At 67.9% G+C, this 16,911-nt stretch carries 15 protein-coding genes; 3 read left to right on the top strand and 12 right to left on the bottom strand.

Annotation, left to right across the window (positions count from 1 at the left end; all coding sequences use genetic code 11):
* Window positions 1–4 precede the first annotated feature (4 nt).
* The 10 genes from HLA91_RS07645 to aspS form a co-directional block, all read right to left on the bottom strand.
* The gene (locus HLA91_RS07645; protein WP_170274209.1) at window positions 5–775 is read right to left on the bottom strand and encodes an A24 family peptidase; all 771 of its coding nucleotides are present in this window, start codon (window positions 773–775) and stop codon (window positions 5–7) included.
* Complete coding sequence (locus tag HLA91_RS07650) at window positions 772–1,653, bottom strand: shikimate dehydrogenase family protein (protein WP_170274210.1); 882 nt, start codon at window positions 1,651–1,653, stop codon at window positions 772–774. The genes HLA91_RS07645 and HLA91_RS07650 overlap by 4 nt, the downstream gene beginning before the upstream one ends.
* 74 nt (window positions 1,654–1,727) lie before the next feature.
* Window positions 1,728–2,876 (bottom strand): endolytic transglycosylase MltG, encoded by a 1,149-nt coding sequence (gene mltG, locus HLA91_RS07655; protein ID WP_259795482.1) that lies wholly within the window; start codon window positions 2,874–2,876, stop codon window positions 1,728–1,730.
* Between the two features lies 1 nt (window position 2,877).
* The gene (gene ruvX, locus HLA91_RS07660; RefSeq protein ID WP_170274211.1) at window positions 2,878–3,354 is read right to left on the bottom strand and encodes a Holliday junction resolvase RuvX; all 477 of its coding nucleotides are present in this window, start codon (window positions 3,352–3,354) and stop codon (window positions 2,878–2,880) included.
* Window positions 3,354–6,011 carry an alanine--tRNA ligase gene (alaS, locus tag HLA91_RS07665; protein WP_170274212.1) on the bottom strand — a complete coding sequence of 886 codons (2,658 nt, stop codon included), beginning with the start codon at window positions 6,009–6,011 and terminating at the stop codon, window positions 3,354–3,356. Before alaS ends, ruvX begins: the two co-directional genes overlap by 1 nt.
* A 169-nt stretch (window positions 6,012–6,180) precedes the next feature.
* On the bottom strand, window positions 6,181–6,807 hold the full coding sequence (rpsD, locus tag HLA91_RS07670) for a 30S ribosomal protein S4 (RefSeq protein WP_102160322.1): 627 nt from the start codon (window positions 6,805–6,807) through the stop codon (window positions 6,181–6,183).
* Window positions 6,808–7,020: 213 nt separating this feature from the next.
* Window positions 7,021–7,389: a hypothetical protein gene (locus HLA91_RS07675; RefSeq protein ID WP_170274213.1), complete on the bottom strand. Its 369-nt coding sequence runs from the start codon at window positions 7,387–7,389 to the stop codon at window positions 7,021–7,023.
* Between the two features lie 528 nt (window positions 7,390–7,917).
* Complete coding sequence (locus tag HLA91_RS07680) at window positions 7,918–8,634, bottom strand: ATP-binding cassette domain-containing protein (protein ID WP_170274214.1); 717 nt, start codon at window positions 8,632–8,634, stop codon at window positions 7,918–7,920.
* A gap of 87 nt (window positions 8,635–8,721) precedes the next feature.
* Window positions 8,722–10,158 (bottom strand): replication-associated recombination protein A, encoded by a 1,437-nt coding sequence (locus HLA91_RS07685; RefSeq protein ID WP_170274215.1) that lies wholly within the window; start codon window positions 10,156–10,158, stop codon window positions 8,722–8,724.
* Window positions 10,155–11,933, bottom strand: coding sequence for an aspartate--tRNA ligase (gene aspS, locus HLA91_RS07690; RefSeq protein ID WP_170274216.1), 1,779 nt, complete (start codon window positions 11,931–11,933; stop codon window positions 10,155–10,157). Before aspS ends, HLA91_RS07685 begins: the two co-directional genes overlap by 4 nt.
* 127 nt (window positions 11,934–12,060) lie before the next feature.
* Here aspS and HLA91_RS07695 point away from each other — a divergent pair, with 127 nt between their 5' ends.
* Window positions 12,061–12,450: an ArsR/SmtB family transcription factor gene (locus HLA91_RS07695; RefSeq protein ID WP_102160328.1), complete on the top strand. Its 390-nt coding sequence runs from the start codon at window positions 12,061–12,063 to the stop codon at window positions 12,448–12,450.
* A 23-nt stretch (window positions 12,451–12,473) separates the two neighbouring features.
* Here HLA91_RS07695 and hisS read toward each other — a convergent pair whose 3' ends face one another.
* Both hisS and HLA91_RS07705 read right to left on the bottom strand, forming a co-directional pair.
* Entirely contained in the window at window positions 12,474–13,826 is a 1,353-nt protein-coding gene (hisS, locus tag HLA91_RS07700) for a histidine--tRNA ligase (protein ID WP_170274217.1), read from the bottom strand.
* Between the two features lie 128 nt (window positions 13,827–13,954).
* Window positions 13,955–14,638, bottom strand: a complete 684-nt coding sequence (locus HLA91_RS07705) for an MBL fold metallo-hydrolase (RefSeq protein WP_102160331.1) — start codon at window positions 14,636–14,638, stop codon at window positions 13,955–13,957.
* A gap of 127 nt (window positions 14,639–14,765) precedes the next feature.
* Between HLA91_RS07705 and HLA91_RS07710 the strand changes: the two genes are divergently transcribed.
* Window positions 14,766–16,208, top strand: a complete 1,443-nt coding sequence (locus HLA91_RS07710) for a DUF349 domain-containing protein (protein ID WP_170274218.1) — start codon at window positions 14,766–14,768, stop codon at window positions 16,206–16,208.
* 122 nt (window positions 16,209–16,330) lie between these two features.
* Window positions 16,331–16,909 carry a hypothetical protein gene (locus tag HLA91_RS07715; protein ID WP_102160335.1) on the top strand — a complete coding sequence of 193 codons (579 nt, stop codon included), beginning with the start codon at window positions 16,331–16,333 and terminating at the stop codon, window positions 16,907–16,909.
* Window positions 16,910–16,911 lie beyond the last annotated feature (2 nt).

Below are 16,911 nucleotides of genomic sequence, written 5' to 3' on the forward strand. Positions count from 1 at the left end.
CATCCTACAAAAAGACCGCACCGACCAGGACAGTCGTCCACGTACCGATCAGCATGTACGGCCCGAAAGCGATCTTCGATGCCCACTGCCGGCGCTTGGTGGCGAGCAGGATGAGCACGTGGACGACGGCGATGCCGTTGATGAGCAGCAGCGCCAGGATCGGGCCGCTCGGGCTCAGGGCAGTGGTGAGCAGGCCGACGCTGACGGAGAGCTTGACGTCGCCCATGCCCATCGTCGAGCGGCGCATGAGGGTGCCGCCGACGTTGAGGATGACGAAGAAGATGAGCATGGCCAGTGCGCCGATGAGCCCGTTGAGGGCAGGTGTTCCGGCACCGGCCCACAGGTGGACGTCGCTGCGGTCGGCCTGCCCGACGCCCATGATGAGCGAGATGAGGAACAGCGCCAGGGACAGCACGGTGATCGGCATGACGATCCGGTTGGGCAGCCGGTGGATCGAGATGTCGATCCAGAACAGCCAGCCGGTGGCACCGGCGACCATTGCAAAGGCGATCATGAGCGGCACATCGGCCAGGGTGCGTGACAGAGAGCCGGGAACGATGAAAGCGGCCAGCCAGGAGAGGACGAGGCCCACGCTGGAGAGCACGAAGGTGACGAGCCCGCCGGGCCGATTGATGCTGTTGACCCCGCGCAGCAGCCGGATGCCTGCCTCGTCGTTGATGATCCATGGGAACCGCAGCCAGATGAGAAGGCTGGTGAGCAGGGCAACGCCCACGGTGATGGTGAGGCTGGAGACAAGCGACAGCTGCTCGATCATCGGCGGTCTCCTTTCGCGGTGTGCGCGGTTCTCAGGGCTTCGGTCATGGCAGCGGCCAGGCGCGGCCGCCAGGTCTGGGGTGGCGCGTCGACGCCGGCGGCTGCGGCGAAGAGCAGCTGCTGTTCGACGGCCTGGTGGATGAGCATCCGCTCCCCGGCGATCGCCTGTCCGCCGTGGGCGGCGATGTCGGCGCCGACGCTGTAGCCGCCTGCCGCATAGGCGACGTCGAGGAGCACGGTGGCCGCGTCGACGCTGTCCGGCCAGCTGAAGGACTCAGGACTCAGCGCACCGGCCGGCAGCGTGGAGACGGTCAGCGGGCATTGACCCGGCTGATAGTCGGCCAGCGGGTGGATGGCTGCCTGCATGCCGAGGCGGGAGGCGAAATCGGCTGCTCCCCTGGCTCGTTCCGGCCTGCGCGCGTAGAGGTCGAGTGCGGCGACGCCGAGGCGGTGGAGTGCGGCCACAGCCGAGGCGGCGGTCGCCCCGCTGCCGAGGATCGCAGCGGTGTCGGTGGCTGCGGGCTGGCATTCGGCGATCGCCTCGACGATGCCGATGACGTCGGTGTTGGCGATCCGCTGCCCGTCAGGATGCCGGATGAGGGTGTTGGCGGCACCGGTCTGGGCAGCGGTCTCATCGCTGTGCCAGCTGCGGTCGGCGGCAAGGCCGACGAGCTCGGTCTTGAGCGGCATCGTCAGTGAGAATCCGGTGTGCTCCGGGTGTTCAGCGAGGAAGGCTGCGAGCTGGTCTTCGGTGACTTCGAAGCGGCCGTAGCTGCTCGCCTCGGCGATGCCGAGTGCGCGGTAGCCTGCGGTGTGGAGCACCGGTGAGAGGCTGTGGGCGATCGGCGAGCCGAGCACGGCGGCGGTGATCCCGGTCATCAGGTTCTCCTCTCCTGGCGGTGGTCTCCCACCTCACAACATCATCTCAGCCTGTGCTTGGCCTGGGTTCGACCTCAGCCCTCGCCTCCGGCGTCGTCACTGGGGTTGTTCTTGCGGTGCTCGCGCAGCCAGACGCGGTACTCTTCGACGTTCTTCTGGTGGTCGGCGTACGTCTCGGCGTACTTCGTCTCACCGGTGTCGGGGTTGACGGCGACGAAGAACAGCCAGTTGCCGTCGGCGGGGTTCTGCGCGGCTTCGACTGCTTCGGCACTCGGTGAGTTGATCGGTCCCGGCGGCAGTCCGGTGTGCTTGTAGGTGTTGTAGGGGTTGTCGGATTCGCGCTCCTCCTGCGTGGTGGTCAGGTCGGAGCGCGCGCCGTGGATGTAGCTGACGGTCGCGTCGGACTGCAGCGCCTGGTCCTTGTCGATGCGGTTGAGGAACACGCGGGCGACCTTGGCCCGGTCTTCGGGGTTGCCGGGGGCTTCGACCTGCACGATGCTCGCCAGGGTGAAGACCTCATTGACCTTCTCCGCAGGGATGCCGATCTCGTCGATCTCCGCTTTGGTCTTGTCGACCATCTCCTGGACCATCTGCTCGGCGGTCATCTTCGGCTTGATCTCATAGGTCGCCGGGTACAGATAGCCTTCGAGGTTGGGAGCCTCGATGTCGAGTCCGTAGTCGGCTGGCTTCTTGTCGTCGATCGCCTCGTTGATCGAGGACTCGTCCATGCCGGAGTCGAGCATCCGGCCCTTGATCTGCTTGATGCTGAAGCCCTCGGGGATGGCCAGGCGCTGGTTGACCAGCGGGTCGATGAGCGCTTCGACGGCGGCTGCGGAGCTCATCTGCTTACGCATCGTGAAGTCCCCGGCCTGGATGACGGCGTCGCGCTTCTCGATCTCGTCGAGGAAGGGCTTCGAGGACATGATGACGTCCTGTTCGACGAGGTGGTTGGCGACCTCGCGGGCGGAGCTGCCGGGCATGACCGTGATGACGATCTCGTCTGTGCCCTCACCTTCGTAATCGCCTTTCTCGGCGAAGATCTCCGAGACCACTCCAGTAGCGGTGGAGAAGGCGACGGCGCCGACGACGCCGAGAACGAGGACACAGGCGGTGAGGATAGTGACGGTGCGCCTGCGGCGCATCATCTGCCGGCGGCGTTTGGCGCGCAGTTCCTGACGGGAGAGACCGTCATCGGTTGCGTCGAACTCCTCGGACAGGTTCACCTCAGGGCTCCTCGGTCGTGTCGATGGGGCTGCCGGCGGGCTGGCCGGTACGCTTCTCCTGATCGATCGCCGCCTGCAGGATCATCACCGCTGCAACAGAATCGACGATCTCGCGTCTCTGGCGCGAGCTTCTGCCAGCTGACTGTAACACGCCGTGTGCCTGGGTTGTGGTGAATCGCTCATCGACTTCGCGGACCGGAATGTCGGTCTGACCTGCAAGGACCCGTGCGAAGCAGCGGGCGGCCTCGGCTGAGGCGCGCTGCTGGCCGTCGAGTGAGGTCGGCAGTCCGGTGATGATCTCGATCGGCTCGTGCTCGGCGATGAGCGCATGCATCTCGGTGAGCGCGCGCTCATCGCCGTCGCGCCGGTACACGGTGGTCAGCGGCGTGGCGAGGATCCCGTCGGGATCGCACTGGGCCACGCCGATGCGCACCGAGCCGATGTCGAGGGCGAGCCTGCGGCCGCGGCGGAACGCCACTAGGCGGCTCCGAGTTCGCGGCGCAGTGCGGCCAGTGCCTCCGGCGCCTTGCTCATGTCGGTTCCTCCGCCCTGGGCGAGGTCGGGCCGGCCGCCGCCTCCGCCGCCGAGGATCTGGCAGGCGGTCTTGACGAGGTCGCCGGCCTTGTATCCGGCCTCGCGTGCGGCGTCGTTGAGTCCGACGACGACGCTGGGCTTGCCGCCGGCGTTGCCGATCGCAGCGACGACGGCAGCTTCGGAGCCGAGGCGGTTGCGCACGTCCTGGACGAAGGAGCGCACGTCATCGCCGGAGGAGACTTCGCCGAGTTCGGTGCCGCTGAAGACGATCTCACCGATCCGCTCGGCGGACTGCACAGCCGAGCCGGCAGCGGCGAGCACCTGCTGCTGGTTGAGCTTGGCGATGGTCCGCTCAGCTTCCTTGATCTTGGCCAGCAGTCCGGAGACGCGGTCGATGACGTCGGGGCCGGGCACCTTGAGCATGTCGGACAGGGACTGCACGATCGTGCGCTCCTTGGCCAGTTCGCGGAAGGCGCTCAGGCCGACAGTCGCCTCGATGCGGCGGGTGCCGGAGCCGACGGATGCCTCGGAGACGACCGAGATCGGGCCGACCTCGGTGGTGCGCAGCACGTGGGTGCCGCCGCACAGCTCACGGGAGAACGGGCCGCCGATGTCGACGACGCGCACGATGTCCGGATACTTCTCACCGAACAGGGCCAGAGCGCCGGAGCGTTTGGCGTCTTCGAAGGGCATGTACTCATACGCCACGTCAAGGTTGTCGCGCACCGCGATGTTGGCCGCATCCTCAATCTCTGCGCGGGCGGCAGCAGAAGGTGCTTCTGGGAAGGAGTAGTCGAAGCGCATGTAGCCGGGCTGGTTGAGCGAGCCGGCCTGCACGGCGTTCGAGCCGAGCACCTCGCGCAGCGCGGCGTGGATGAGGTGGGTGGCCGAGTGGGCCTGGGCGGCCTGGAAGCGGTGGCCGGCATCGACTTCGGCGTGCACTTCAGATCCCGGGTGCAGGGCGCCTTCGACGATGCGCACCCGGTGGGCCGGCAGACCCTTGAGCGGGTTCTGGACATCGAGGACCTCGGCGACGAAGGCGTCACCGCGGATGATGCCGATATCGGCCTTCTGACCACCCGATTCGGCGTAGAAGGGGGTGACGTCGAGGACGAGGTCGACTTCGTCTCCGGACTCAGCGGCCTCGACGCTCTCCCCTGCTGCCACCACGCCGCGGATGCGGGAGTCAGCGGTGAGGTTGTCGTAGCCGATGAATTCGGTCGAGCCCTCTTCGAGCAGCGCGGAGTACGCCGACAGATCGGTGTGCATGCCGCCCTTGCGGGCCTTGGCATCGGCCTTGGCGCGCTGGCGCTGTTCGGCCATGAGCGCGGCGAAGCCCTCCTCGTCGACGGACACGCCGTGCTCGGCTGCCATCTCGAGGGTCATGTCGATCGGGAAGCCGTGCGTGTCATGCAGGGCGAAGGCCACGTCGCCGCTGATGGTGCCGCCTTCGCCGACGGCGTCGACGGAGCGGCCGAGCAGCTGGGTGCCGGATTCGAGGGTGCGCAGGAACGCGGTCTCCTCGGCATAGGCGATGCGCGAGATCCGGTCGAAGTCGGTCTCCAGCTCCGGGTAGGAGTCCTTCATCGCATCCTTCGACACCGGCAGCAGGGTCGGCAGCACCGGCTCGGTGACGCCGAGCAGGCGCATCGCACGCACCGCACGGCGCAGCAGGCGGCGCAGGATGTAGCCGCGGCCTTCGTTCGAGGGGCGCACGCCGTCGCCGATGATGATGAGGGCGGAGCGGACGTGGTCGGCGACGACGCGCATGCGGACATCGTCTTCTTCGCTGTCACCGTACTTTCGGCCCGAGAGCTTCGAGGCGGCCTCGATGACAGGGTAGACCTCGTCGATCTCGTACATGTTCTCGACGCCCTGCTTGAGGAAGGCCACGCGCTCCAGGCCCATGCCGGTGTCGATGTTCTTGGCCGGAAGTTCCTTCTCGATGGTGAAGTCGACCTTCGAACGGACCTCGGAGAGTGCGAACTCCATGAACACGAGGTTCCAGATCTCGATGTAGCGGTCCTCGTCGGCGACCGGTCCGCCTTCGACGCCGTAGGCCGGGCCGCGGTCGTAGTAGATCTCCGAGCAGTAGCCGCCGGGGCCGGGCTGGCCGGTGTGCCAGAAGTTGTCCTCGTTGCCGCGGGTCTGGATCCGCTCGGCCGGGATCGAGGTGTTCTCCAGCCACAGGTCGATGGTCTCGGCGTCATCGGCGTGCACGGTCGCCCACAGCCGGTCGGGGTCGAAGCCGAGGCCGCCGTCCTCTTCTGAGTTCGTCAGCAGTCCCCAGGCGAAGCGGATGGCGTCGTCCTTGAAGTAGTCGCCGAAGGAGAAGTTGCCGTTCATCTGGAAGAACGTGCCGTGGCGGGTGGTCTTGCCGACCTCTTCGATGTCCTGGGTGCGCACGCACTTCTGCACGCTGGTCGCCCGCGGGTATGGGGCTGGTTCGCGGCCGGAGAGGTATGGAATGAACTGCACCATGCCGGCGATGTTGAACAGGATCGTCGGGTCGCTGCTGATCACCGACGCGGACGGCACGACGGTGTGGCCGTTGGCGGCGAAGTACTCGAGCCAGCGCCGTTTGATCTCTGCAGTCTTCATGCGAACCTTTCGAAACTGTTGCGGGGTCAGGCGGGAGGCGATGACGGCCGGTGGCCGGCGCCTCGGGCGCGGAGCGTTCCTCCTGCGCCATCATACAAACCTGCCCGGGCATTCGCAGTGGCGAACACCCGGGCAGGAGGTGCTGCGCAGCGTCTGCGCAGACGGTGGATCAGCGTGAGTAGTACTCGACCACGAGCTGGATGTCACAGGTGATCGGAACCTCTTCTCGCTTCGGGCGGCGCAGCAGCGTCGCCTGCAGGGCTTCGAGGTCGACCTTGAGGTAGCCCGGGACGGCCGGCAGGACGTCGCGGTGACCACCGGCAGCGGCGATCTGGAAGGGCTCCATCTCAGCGGACTTCTGGTGGACGTGGATCATCTGGCCTTCCTTGACGCGGAAGGACGGACGATCGACGCGCTGGCCGTCGACCATGATGTGACGGTGGACGACGAACTGGCGGGCCTGCTGGATGGTGCGGGCGAAGCCGGCGCGCAGCACGAGGGCGTCGAGACGCATCTCGAGGAGCTCGACGAGGTTCTCACCGGTCAGGCCCTGCTCGCGGCGGGCCTCCTTGTAGACCTTGAGCATCTGGGCTTCGCGGATGTTGTACTGGGCGCGCAGACGCTGCTTTTCCTTCAGGCGGACCGAATAGTCGCTGTCGTTGCGGCGGCGGGCGCGGCCGTGCTCACCGGGCGGGTACGGGCGGCGCTCGAAGTACTTCTCGGCCTTCGGAGTCAGCGGCAGACCCAGGGACCGCGAGAGGCGGACCTGGCGGCGCGAACGTGCGGGTGCAGGCATGGATGCCAACCTTTCGTGTTTCTTCTGCCTCGGCTGATCCCGCGCGTGCGGGTGTCTCGGTCAGCGTGGGAGGCTGCTGTTTCCGCGTATGGAAAGAGGATCGGCTCCGCGAGACCGGAGCCCATCGACCGCCCTGCAGCCGATTTCGGCCAGGCACAGCACCGCACTACCTTACCGGCTGGCAGGCGGGCGGGGCAAATGGGTGAGCAGAGCTCAGACCTCCACCAGCTTGGCGATCTGGTTGACCTTGTGGCGGGCCAGGGCGAGGTTCGACCGCGACCGGTCGAGGACGAGGTAGATGAACGGGCCTTCGGTGTCGGATTGGTTGAGCACGGCGATGAGGTGGTAGGCCGTGCCGAGGGTGAGCATGATGTCCTCGATGCTGTCGTCGATGTCGAGGACTCTCATGGTGCGCAGCTTTGCGCGCACGACGTCGGCGTTGCCGGCTGCTGCGACGTTGAGGTCGAATCCGGGGTGTCCGCCGGTGGCCAGGGCCATGCCGGAGGAGATGTCGACGATGGCTGCGCCAGTGGCGCCTTCGATGATGAGCATCTGCTGGATGAACGTGTCGATCTGCGACATGGGTGGGTTCTCCTTCTCGGCGGGCGCATCGTCGGATGCCCAGCGATTCGATCGTTCGGACCACCTTCTGCAGTAGGCGCATGTCCTCGATGACCGACCCGGAGCCTGCCGCGTCTGCTCCCTGGATCGAGGTGAGAGCCCCGCCGAGGGTGGCCGTCTCACCGCTGCCGATCTCGTCATCGCGGTCTGAGAGGTATCCGATCCTGTCGCGGAGAGCATCGACCACGCCGTTGAGACGGACGTCGACGCCGTCGATGAGCATGCGTCCATCGGTGAGGCTGTCGGCGCCGACGAGCAGCGCGACAAGTTCTGCGATTCCCAAGCGGCGCAGCCCGGTGATGCCGAGGACCTCCCCGGCGCGGATGTCGAGATTGACCGGTGCGAGACCGCGCGTGCCGACGGCATCGCGCAGCTCCATGAGCGACCCTCCGCTGTGTGCCGGAGCTGGGCGCCGGCGCTGTTCGAAGGTGCCGCCGAACAGGGAGGTGAACAGCGCGGTGCTCGTCGCGGCTCCCTGCTGCAGTTCGCTCACGAGTCGGCCCTCCCGGATGACGAGCACACGGTCGGCCAGCGCCGCGACCTCGTCGAGGCGGTGGGAGATGCTGACGATGGCCCGTCCTTCGGCAGCCAGCTTGTTCGCCAGCGCGTGGAACAGGGGATCTCGTGGTCGTTGAAGGTTGCGGTGATCTCGTCGAGGAGGATGAGCTGTGTTTCTGCGTACGCCAGGCGCAGCAGTTCGACGACAGTGATGTCGGCCCGTTCCAAATCCCCGAGGCGTTCGAGCTGGTCGAGGTCGCTGCCGTAGTCCGCCAGAGCCTGGCGAGCGAACTCGAGCTGACGCTCGGTGGTGAGGCTGGCTCGGTAGGTCTCGCGCACAAGCGCCTCAGCAACGGTGAGGCGCGGGTCGATGCTCAGGCGCTGGGTGACGATGCCGACGCCGGCGGCCCGGGCTTCGGCACGGTCGGCTGGACGGTAGATCTCGCCGGCCAGGTGCATCTCTCCCGATGTCGGCGGCTTGAGGCCGGCCAGCAGGTCGAGGAGAGTCGTCTTGCCGGCGCCGTTGCGGCCGATGAGGCAGACGATCTCGCCGCGGGTGATGTCGAATCCGACGCTATCGAGAGCTACGGTGGAGCCGTATGCTTGCGCAGTCCGCGCGCGCTCAGAAGGGTCTCGCTGTGCACAGTGGATCCTTGTGGGGTGTCGAGGGGAGGAACAGGGATCATGCGTGCAGTCGGGGGATGGCATGACGGCACCTGCAGGAGCCTAGCAGGTGTCAGGCCACATGCGCGCGGTTTGCCACGGACGTTCATCCGCAGTTCGGAGAAGCAGGCGTCACTTTCCGGCGCGCAGCCGGGCGATCGCTGCCAGCCGTTCGGCCATGCCCTTCTCCGCGCCGTTGGCTGTCGGCGTGTAGTACTGGGCACCTGCCAGGGTCTCGGGCAGATGGTCTTGGGCGGCAACCGAATGCGGGTAACTGTGGGCGTATTTGTAACCGGCACCGTGTCCGAGGGCTTTCGCACCTGGGTAGTGGGCGTCGCGCAGGTGCAGGGGCACCTCGCCTGCCTTGCCGGCCTTGACGTCAGCGATCGCGGCGTCGATGGCGGTGTAGGAGGCGTTCGACTTCGGGGCGCACGCGAGGTAGACGACGGCTTCGGCCAGCGGGATGCGGCCCTCAGGCATGCCGATGCGCTCGACGGCGGTCTGGGCGGCCACGGCCAGCGGCAGGGCCTGCGGGTCGGCCATGCCGATGTCCTCGGCGGCGGCGATGACGATGCGCCGGGCGATGAACCTGGGGTCCTCACCGGCGACGATCATCCGGGCCAGGTAGTGCAGGGCGGCGTCGGGGTCTGAGCCGCGGATCGACTTGATGAACGCGGAGATGACGTCGTAGTGCTGGTCGCCTGCCCGGTCGTAGCGGACCACGGCCTGGTTGGCCGATTCCGCGGCCTGATCCCGGGTGATGGCGGTGGTCTCGTCGCTGCCGGAGGTGGCCCGCGCGCTGGCGGCGGCGGCTTCGAGGACGGTCAGCGCCCGCCGGCCGTCACCGGAGGCGACCTGGACGATGTAGTCGCGGGCGTCGTCATCGAGGGTGAAGGTGCCGGCCAGCCCCCGCGGGGATTCCAGCGCCCGGTCGATGAGTGCGGCCACCCCCTCGTCGGTCAGCGGTTTGAGGGTCAGGACGAGTGAGCGGGAGACAAGCGGGGCGATGACGGAGAACGACGGGTTCTCGGTGGTGGCGGCGATGAGCACGACGAGCCGGTTCTCCACGGCCGGCAGCAGGGCGTCCTGCTGGGCTTTGGAGAAGCGATGGATCTCATCGAGGAACAGCACGGTCGTGCGCTGGTAGAGCTCCCGGTCGTTGCGGGCGTTCTCGATGACCTGCCGGACGTCCTTGACGCCTGCGGTGATGGCTGAGAGTTCGACGAACTTGCGGTTGGGGCTGTGCGAGATGACGTGGGCGATCGTCGTCTTGCCGACTCCGGGTGGGCCCCACAGGATCACCGAGGTGGCCCCGGCGCGAGCGCCGGTGCGGGCTTCGGCGAGCTGGTGCAGCGGTGAGCCGGGGGCGGTGAGGTGCTCCTGGCCGACGATCTCGTCGATGCTGCGCGGGCGCATTCGCACCGCCAGCGGGTCGAGTGCGCTGACACCGCTCAGGTCGTCTGGGTTCGGCGGTGCGGCGGTTTCTGCGGGCTCGGTGCCAGAGGCGGCCGCCGGTGCCTCGTCGGCACCTGCAGCCGCCTCGTTGGCCGATGAGAACAGGTCGCTCATTCGTCCTCGGCGTCAGGGTCGTAGTCGACCCCGGCCTCGGCGCGCTGTTCGGCGGTGATCGGCGCCGGGGCGTCGGTGAGCGGGTCGTAGCCGCCGCCGGTCTTGGGGAAGGCGATGACTTCGCGGATCGAGTCGGTGCCGGCGAGCAGGGCGACGATGCGGTCCCAGCCGAAGGCGATGCCGCCGTGCGGGGGCGCACCGAAGCTCAGGGCTTCGAGCAGGAAGCCGAACTTCTCCTGCGCTTCCTCCTGCGTGATGCCCATGACGTCGAAGACGCGCTGCTGGACCTCGGGGCGGTGGATGCGCAGCGAGCCGCCGCCGATCTCGTTGCCGTTGCAGACGATGTCGTAGGCGCTGGCCAGAGCCGAGCCGGGATCAGTGTCGAAGGTGTCGAGGTATTCGGGCTTCGGGGCGGTGAAGGCGTGGTGGACGGCCGTCCACTTGCCTTCGCCCACAGCGACGTCACCGGCAGCCACGGCGTCCTCGGCCGGTTCGAAGACCGGGGCGTCGACGATCCACACGAACGACCAGTCGCCGTCCTTGATGAGGCCGGTGCGCTCGGCGATCTCGTTGCGGGCGGCACCGAGCAGTGCGCGAGCGACTGCCGGCTTGTCGGCAGCGAAGAAGATCGCGTCGCCGGGCTTGGCGCCGACCTTCTCGGCCAGGCCGGCCTTCTCCTCTTCGGAGATGTTCTTGGCCACCGGGCCGCCGAGGGTGCCGTCTTCGCCGATGAGCACGTAGGCCAGGCCCTTCGCGCCGCGCTGGCGGGCCCAGTCCTGCCAGCCGTCGAGCTGGCGGCGCGGCAGCGAGCCGCCGCCGGGGTAGACGACGGCGCCGACGTAGGGAGCCTGGAACACGCGGAACGGGGTGTTGGCGAAGTACTCGGTCAGGTCGGTCAGTTCGATGTCGAAGCGCAGGTCGGGCTTGTCGGTGCCGTAACGCTCCATCGCCTCCCAGTAGGGCATGCGCGGAATCGGCCGGTCGATGGTGTGACCGATAAGCTCCCACAGCGCGGCGAGGACGTCTTCGGCCAGGGCGATGATGTCGTCCTGTTCGACGAAGGAGGCCTCGATGTCGAGCTGGGTGAACTCCGGCTGCCGGTCAGCGCGGAAGTCCTCATCGCGGTAGCAGCGGGCGAGCTGGTAGTAGCGTTCGATGCCGCCGACCTGCAGCAGCTGCTTGAACAGCTGCGGCGACTGCGGCAGCGCGTACCAGGAGCCGGGGCGCAGGCGGGCCGGGATGACGAAGTCGCGGGCGCCTTCAGGGGTCGAGCGGGTCATCGTCGGGGTTTCGACTTCGATGTAGCGGTGCTCATCGAGCACCCGGCGGGCGGCCTTGTTGGCTTCGGAGCGCAGGCGGATGATGCGGGCCGGTTCGCTGCGGCGCAAGTCGAGGTAGCGGTGCTTGAGGCGGACCTCCTCGCCGACGGTGCCGGAATCCTCGGCGTGGTCGGAGACCTGGAACGGCAGCGGCGCCGCCTGCGACAGCACGGTCACCTCGGTGTCGACGACCTCGATCTCACCGGTGGCCAGCTGGTCGTTGGTGTTTCCCTCCGGGCGGGCGGCGACGGTACCGGTGACCTGGATGACGGTCTCGTTGCGCAGCTTGTCGGCGACGTCCTCGCGCACGACGACCTGCACGATGCCCGATGAGTCGCGCAGGTCGATAAAGGCCACTCCCCCGTGGTCACGGCGCCGGTCGACCCATCCGGTGAGGGTGACGGTGCTGTCGATGTCGGGCGTGCCGAGGGTGGCCGCCTCACGGGTGCGTAGCATGGGGTGGAACTCCTTCATGGTGTGAGGATTCAGGTGACGGTCTGCGGGCACGGATGGTGTGCAGACTCTGCGCTTGCACCATGATAGTCATAGTGCGCGGTACTGATGGAAAGGCTGGACGCTGCGAATGACTCATGACACTCCCCCCGGATCTGCCGTTCCCGAGGTGCCGACGCCCGCCCAGGTCGATGTCGCTGCCGAGACGTTCCGGATGCTGTCCTCATCGACCCGGCTGTTCATCGTGTGGCATCTGCTCCATGGGGAGCGCGATGTCAGCAGCCTGGCCGAGGAATGCGGGGTCAGCGTGCAGGTGGTATCCCAGCATCTGGCGAAGATGCGCCTGGCAGGCCTCGTGTCCTCCAGACGGGACGGCAAGCACATCTTCTACGTCGTCGACGACCCGCACGTGGTGACGATGGTCTCGGAGATCTTCGACCACATCGCCCCAGACGGCTCGCTGGCCCCGGACCCGGAGCCGCGCACGGCGGCCCCGCTGCGGGTCCAGGGCGAGGGCTGAGGGTCCAGGTCGAGACCTGTGGGTCAGGCCTCGTCGCCGGCGACGCGTTCGACCCGCGGCCACACGTCCTCGGCCGGCGGTGTCCACAGCTCGGGGTCGGCTGAGACCTGCTCGCCGGAGCGGATGTCCTTGACCTCGTGACCGGTCTCACCGTCGACGAACCACACATACGGGATGCCGCGGCGGTCGGCGAAGCGGATCTGCTTGCCGAACTTGCTGGCAGCCGGTGCGACGTCGACGGGGATGCCGCGGCGGCGCAGCTGCATGGCCACCGCATCGGCCTCGCTGCGGCCGCTTTCATCGGTGACGGCGATGAGCACGGCTGTGGGCACCGAGCGGGTCGCGGCCACCATCCGGTTCTTACCGACCAGCCGCGACATCAGCCGGGAGACGCCGAGTGAGATGCCAACACCGGCGTAGGTCTTCTTGCCGTTAGAGGCCAGGGAGTCGTAGCGGCCGCCGGAGCACACCGAGCCGAGCGATTCGTGGCCGAGCAGCTGGGTCTCGTACACCGAACCGGTGTAGTAGTCCAGGCCGCGGGCGATCTTGAGCTGGGCGACGACGACGCCGGGCTGGATGCGGTGGGCGGCATCGACGAGGCGGACAAGGGATTCGAGTCCCTCATCGAGCAGCGCATCGCTGACGCCGAGGGCGAGGACCTCATCGGCGAACGCCGAGGTGTCGGATTCGATGGCTGCCAGCTTCAAAAGCGCCTGCTGCTGGGCCGCCGAAGCGCCGGCGTCGGCGGCGAGCAGCTCGCCGACCCGGTCGGGGCCGATCTTGTCGTACTTATCAAGGCTGCGCAGCACAGCCGGGATGTTCTCCAGGCCCAGACCGCGAGCGAAGCCTTCAAGCAGCTTGCGGTTGTTGGCCAGGATCCTGACCGGCGGCACGCCGAGTTCGCGCAGCGCGTCGAAGGCCTGCGCCATCACCAGCGGGACCTCGACTTCGAAGTGATCGGCGAGGCTGTCCTCGGCGACGACGTCGATGTCGGCCTGGATGAATTCGCGGAACCGGCCGTCCTGGGGGCGCTCACCGCGCCACACCGGCTGGATCTGGTAGCGCTTGAACGGGAACGACAGGTGGCCTGCGTTCTCGACGACGTAGCGGGCGAAGGGCACCGTCAGGTCGAAGTGCAGGCCCATCGGGTTGCGGGAGTCAGACGGGTCGCCGTGCAGCCGGGAGACAGCGAAGATCTCCTTGTCGATCTCACCATCCTTGGCCAGTGCGCTGAGCGGTTCGACGGCACGCGTATGCAGCGCCGCATAGCCGTTGAGCTCGAAGGTGTGCTTGAGCAGGTCGATGACCCGCTCTTCGACGATGCGGTCGGCGGGCAGCCATTCGGGGAATCCGGACAGGCGTGCGGCTTGTGCCATGTGAGTCGTTCTCCTTGCCAGTGAGTGCCGACGGTGCTGTGCGCCGACCGCATCCATCATAGGCGGCAGCCGGTGCCAGCCGGTCGGCTGGTCGTCATATGCGCTTCTCCCCTGCGGCAGGCGCCGGTTCAGAGGAAGGGGTTGGTGCGCAGCTCGTGGGCGATCGTGCTGCCGGGCCCGTGCCCGGGCAGGATCGGGGTGTCCGGCATCGAGGCGAACATGCGCAGCGAGGTGCGCATCGCCTGATCGTCACCACCGGGCAGGTCGGTGCGCCCGATCGATCCGGCGAAGAGCACATCGCCGGTGAAGAGCACTTCGGGCACCTCCAGATCCTCGGCCGCGCCCGAGGTGTCGCGCACCCGCCAGAGTGTCGACCCCTCGGTGTGCCCGGGCGCGTAGGTCGCCTCGATCACCAGCCCGGCAGCCTGCCAGCACGCACCATCGGCGGTCTCGACCACCTCGGGCGCGGTCCAGTCGCCGATCATCCCGCCGAGCATCTGCCCCAGCTCCGGTGACAGGGTGCCGGCAGGGTCGGCCAGCCGGTAAACATCAGGGGCGGCGAGGTGGGCCTGAAGGCTCGGGAACACCTCGCGCAGGCGGGGCAGGCCGAGGACATGGTCGGGGTGGCCGTGGGTGAGCAGCACCGCGACCGGGGTCCAGCCGAGTTCGTCGAGCAGCGTCTTCATGCGCGGGGCGCAGTCGAAGCCGGCGTCGACGAGCAGGCATTCGCGTGCCTGCCCCTCGGGATGCTCAGCGGCGACGGCATAGCAGTTGACGTCGAGGAACTCGGCGCGGACTCCAGCAATCTCCATGCCACCAGTGTATCGACCCGTGCGGAGCGCGGCGGGCGCGCGCGGTTTTGTCGTTATGCTGGGAAGGTACATTCCCGCGTTGAGTGATCCGTCACAGGATTCGACCGACGATACGACAAGGTGCCATATGACCGACGAGACGCAGCAGTCCACTTCCGCGCCCACGCCTGCCGGCGCTTCCCAGTCCTCCGACGCCCCGAAGCCGAAGCCGGCGCCGGTGCCCAAGCCCTCGGCGGTCCCCTCGCCGGCGGCCCTGCGTCCCCGGCCCGGTCAGGCCCCTGCCGCCCCGGCGGCACCGGCCCACGACCGGACCGCGGAGATCGCTGAGGCGAAGACGTTCGGCCGGGTCGGTGAGGACTCGACGGTCTACGTCAAGACCTCTGATGGTGAGCGGGAGGTCGGCCAGTACCCGGATGCCGATGAGGCCCAGGCGCTGGAGTACTTCGCGAAGAAGTACCTCGATCTCGCCGATGCCGTCACGCTGCTGGAGCAGCGCCTGGCTGCTGGTGCCGCCGGTGCCACTGTCGCCGAGGCGGCCGGCACCCAGCGTGAGGCGCTCGCGGACGCGCAGGTCGTCGGTGATCTCGATGCGCTGCGCGCCCGGCTCGATGCCGTCTCGGAGAAGGCAGCCGAGGCCACTGCCCAGCAGGCACAGGCGCATGAGGAGTCGAAGGCTGCCGGCCTGCAGGCGCGCATCAAGGTCGTCGAGGAAGCCGAGGCGATCGCCGATGCGGATCCGGCGCGTGTGCAGTGGAAGCAGTCGAGTGCCCGGATGAAGGAGCTGTTCGAGCAGTGGAAGCAGGTGCAGGCGACGACGCCGAGGCTGCCGCGCTCGCAGGACCAGCAGCTGTGGGGCCGGTTCTCCAAGGCCCGCAACCGCTTCGACAAGGCCCGCCGCGAGTTCTTCTCCGCTCTCGATGAGCGCAACGCTGAGGGAAAGCGGATCAAGCAGAAGCTCGTGACCGAGGCTGAGGCGATGTCGGATTCGACCGACTGGCGTGAGACCGCCCAGCAGTACCGGCGCCTCATGGACCGGTGGAAGGCCGCACCGCGTGCCGGGCGCAAGGACGACGACGCTCTGTGGGCGAAGTTCCGGGCCGCCCAGGATCGGTTCTTCGCGGCCCGCAACCGGGCCAATGAGGAGGTCGAGGCTGAGTACGGCGAAAACCTCAAGGTCAAGGAGAAGCTGCTGGCTGAGGCTGAGGCGCTGCTGCCGATCACCGATCCGGTGACGGCGAAGGAGAAGCTGCGTGTCATCCAGGATCGGTGGGAGGACGCCGGCAAGGTGCCCCGAGCTGATATCTCCCGGATGGAAGGCGGGCTGCGCGCTGTTGAGCGGGCGCTGGCTGAGGCGGAGGACGCTGAGTGGCGGCGCACGAATCCGGAGCACCAGGCCCGCACCTCGGGCATGCTCGCCCAGCTCGATGCCTCGATCGCTGAGCTGGAGGCCGAGCTGGAGAAGGCCGAGGCCGCTGGCAAGGACAGCGACATCGCCAAGGCGCGTGAGGCTCTGGAGGCCCGCCGTGCCTGGCGCGACCAGGTCGCCCGCACGGCTGAAGAGATGCAGTGACGCCTGCGTCTGATTGAGACTGCCGACTGCGGCTCGCCTGTCCTCAGGCGGGCCGCAGTGCTCTGTCCACAGATTCGGGCCAGCGCCTGGTCTGCCGGCATGAGCTGGGCCAGAGTGGGGGCATGGATGATCTGCTGCGTTTGGGTGAGCCGCTGAGCTACACCGAGCTCATGGAGCTGACCTTCGATGGGCTGGCCTTCCGGCTCTCAGCAACCTGCTGGGCGCCGGTGGGCATGCCGGTCGATGCGCGGCTGCGGGCCAGCAGCGTCGAGGCCGCTCCACTGCCGGGACTGGTGCTCAGCCACCGGTCGGCGCACTGGGTGTGGTGGGGTTCGGGTCTGGCGCCGGTGGTTGCGGAATACACCACACGGGTGCGGCGCCGCATCCGGGCTGCCCGCCTGCCGGTCGTCGTCCACGAACGCGATGTGTGCCCCGCCGAAGAAGCTGAGCTGGCCGGGCTGGCCCTGACGACACCGGAGCGGACGCTGTACGACCTGCTCTATGAGCTCCTCGATGCTGACACGGACGAGGAGACGGTGCGCGCCGGCGCGCAGGCCGTACTCGAGTCAGTCGGCTTCGATGAGCAGATCGCGCTCACCCGGTTCGTCGCTGAGCAGTACCGGCGCCCGCATCTCGTGCGGATGCGCGGCCTGCTCGGTGACATCATCCCCCATGCGCGCACGCTCCTGCCGATCCGCTGAGA

This window comes from Brevibacterium luteolum (assembly GCF_013004595.1).
Taxonomy (GTDB): Bacteria; Actinomycetota; Actinomycetes; order Actinomycetales; family Brevibacteriaceae; genus Brevibacterium; species Brevibacterium luteolum.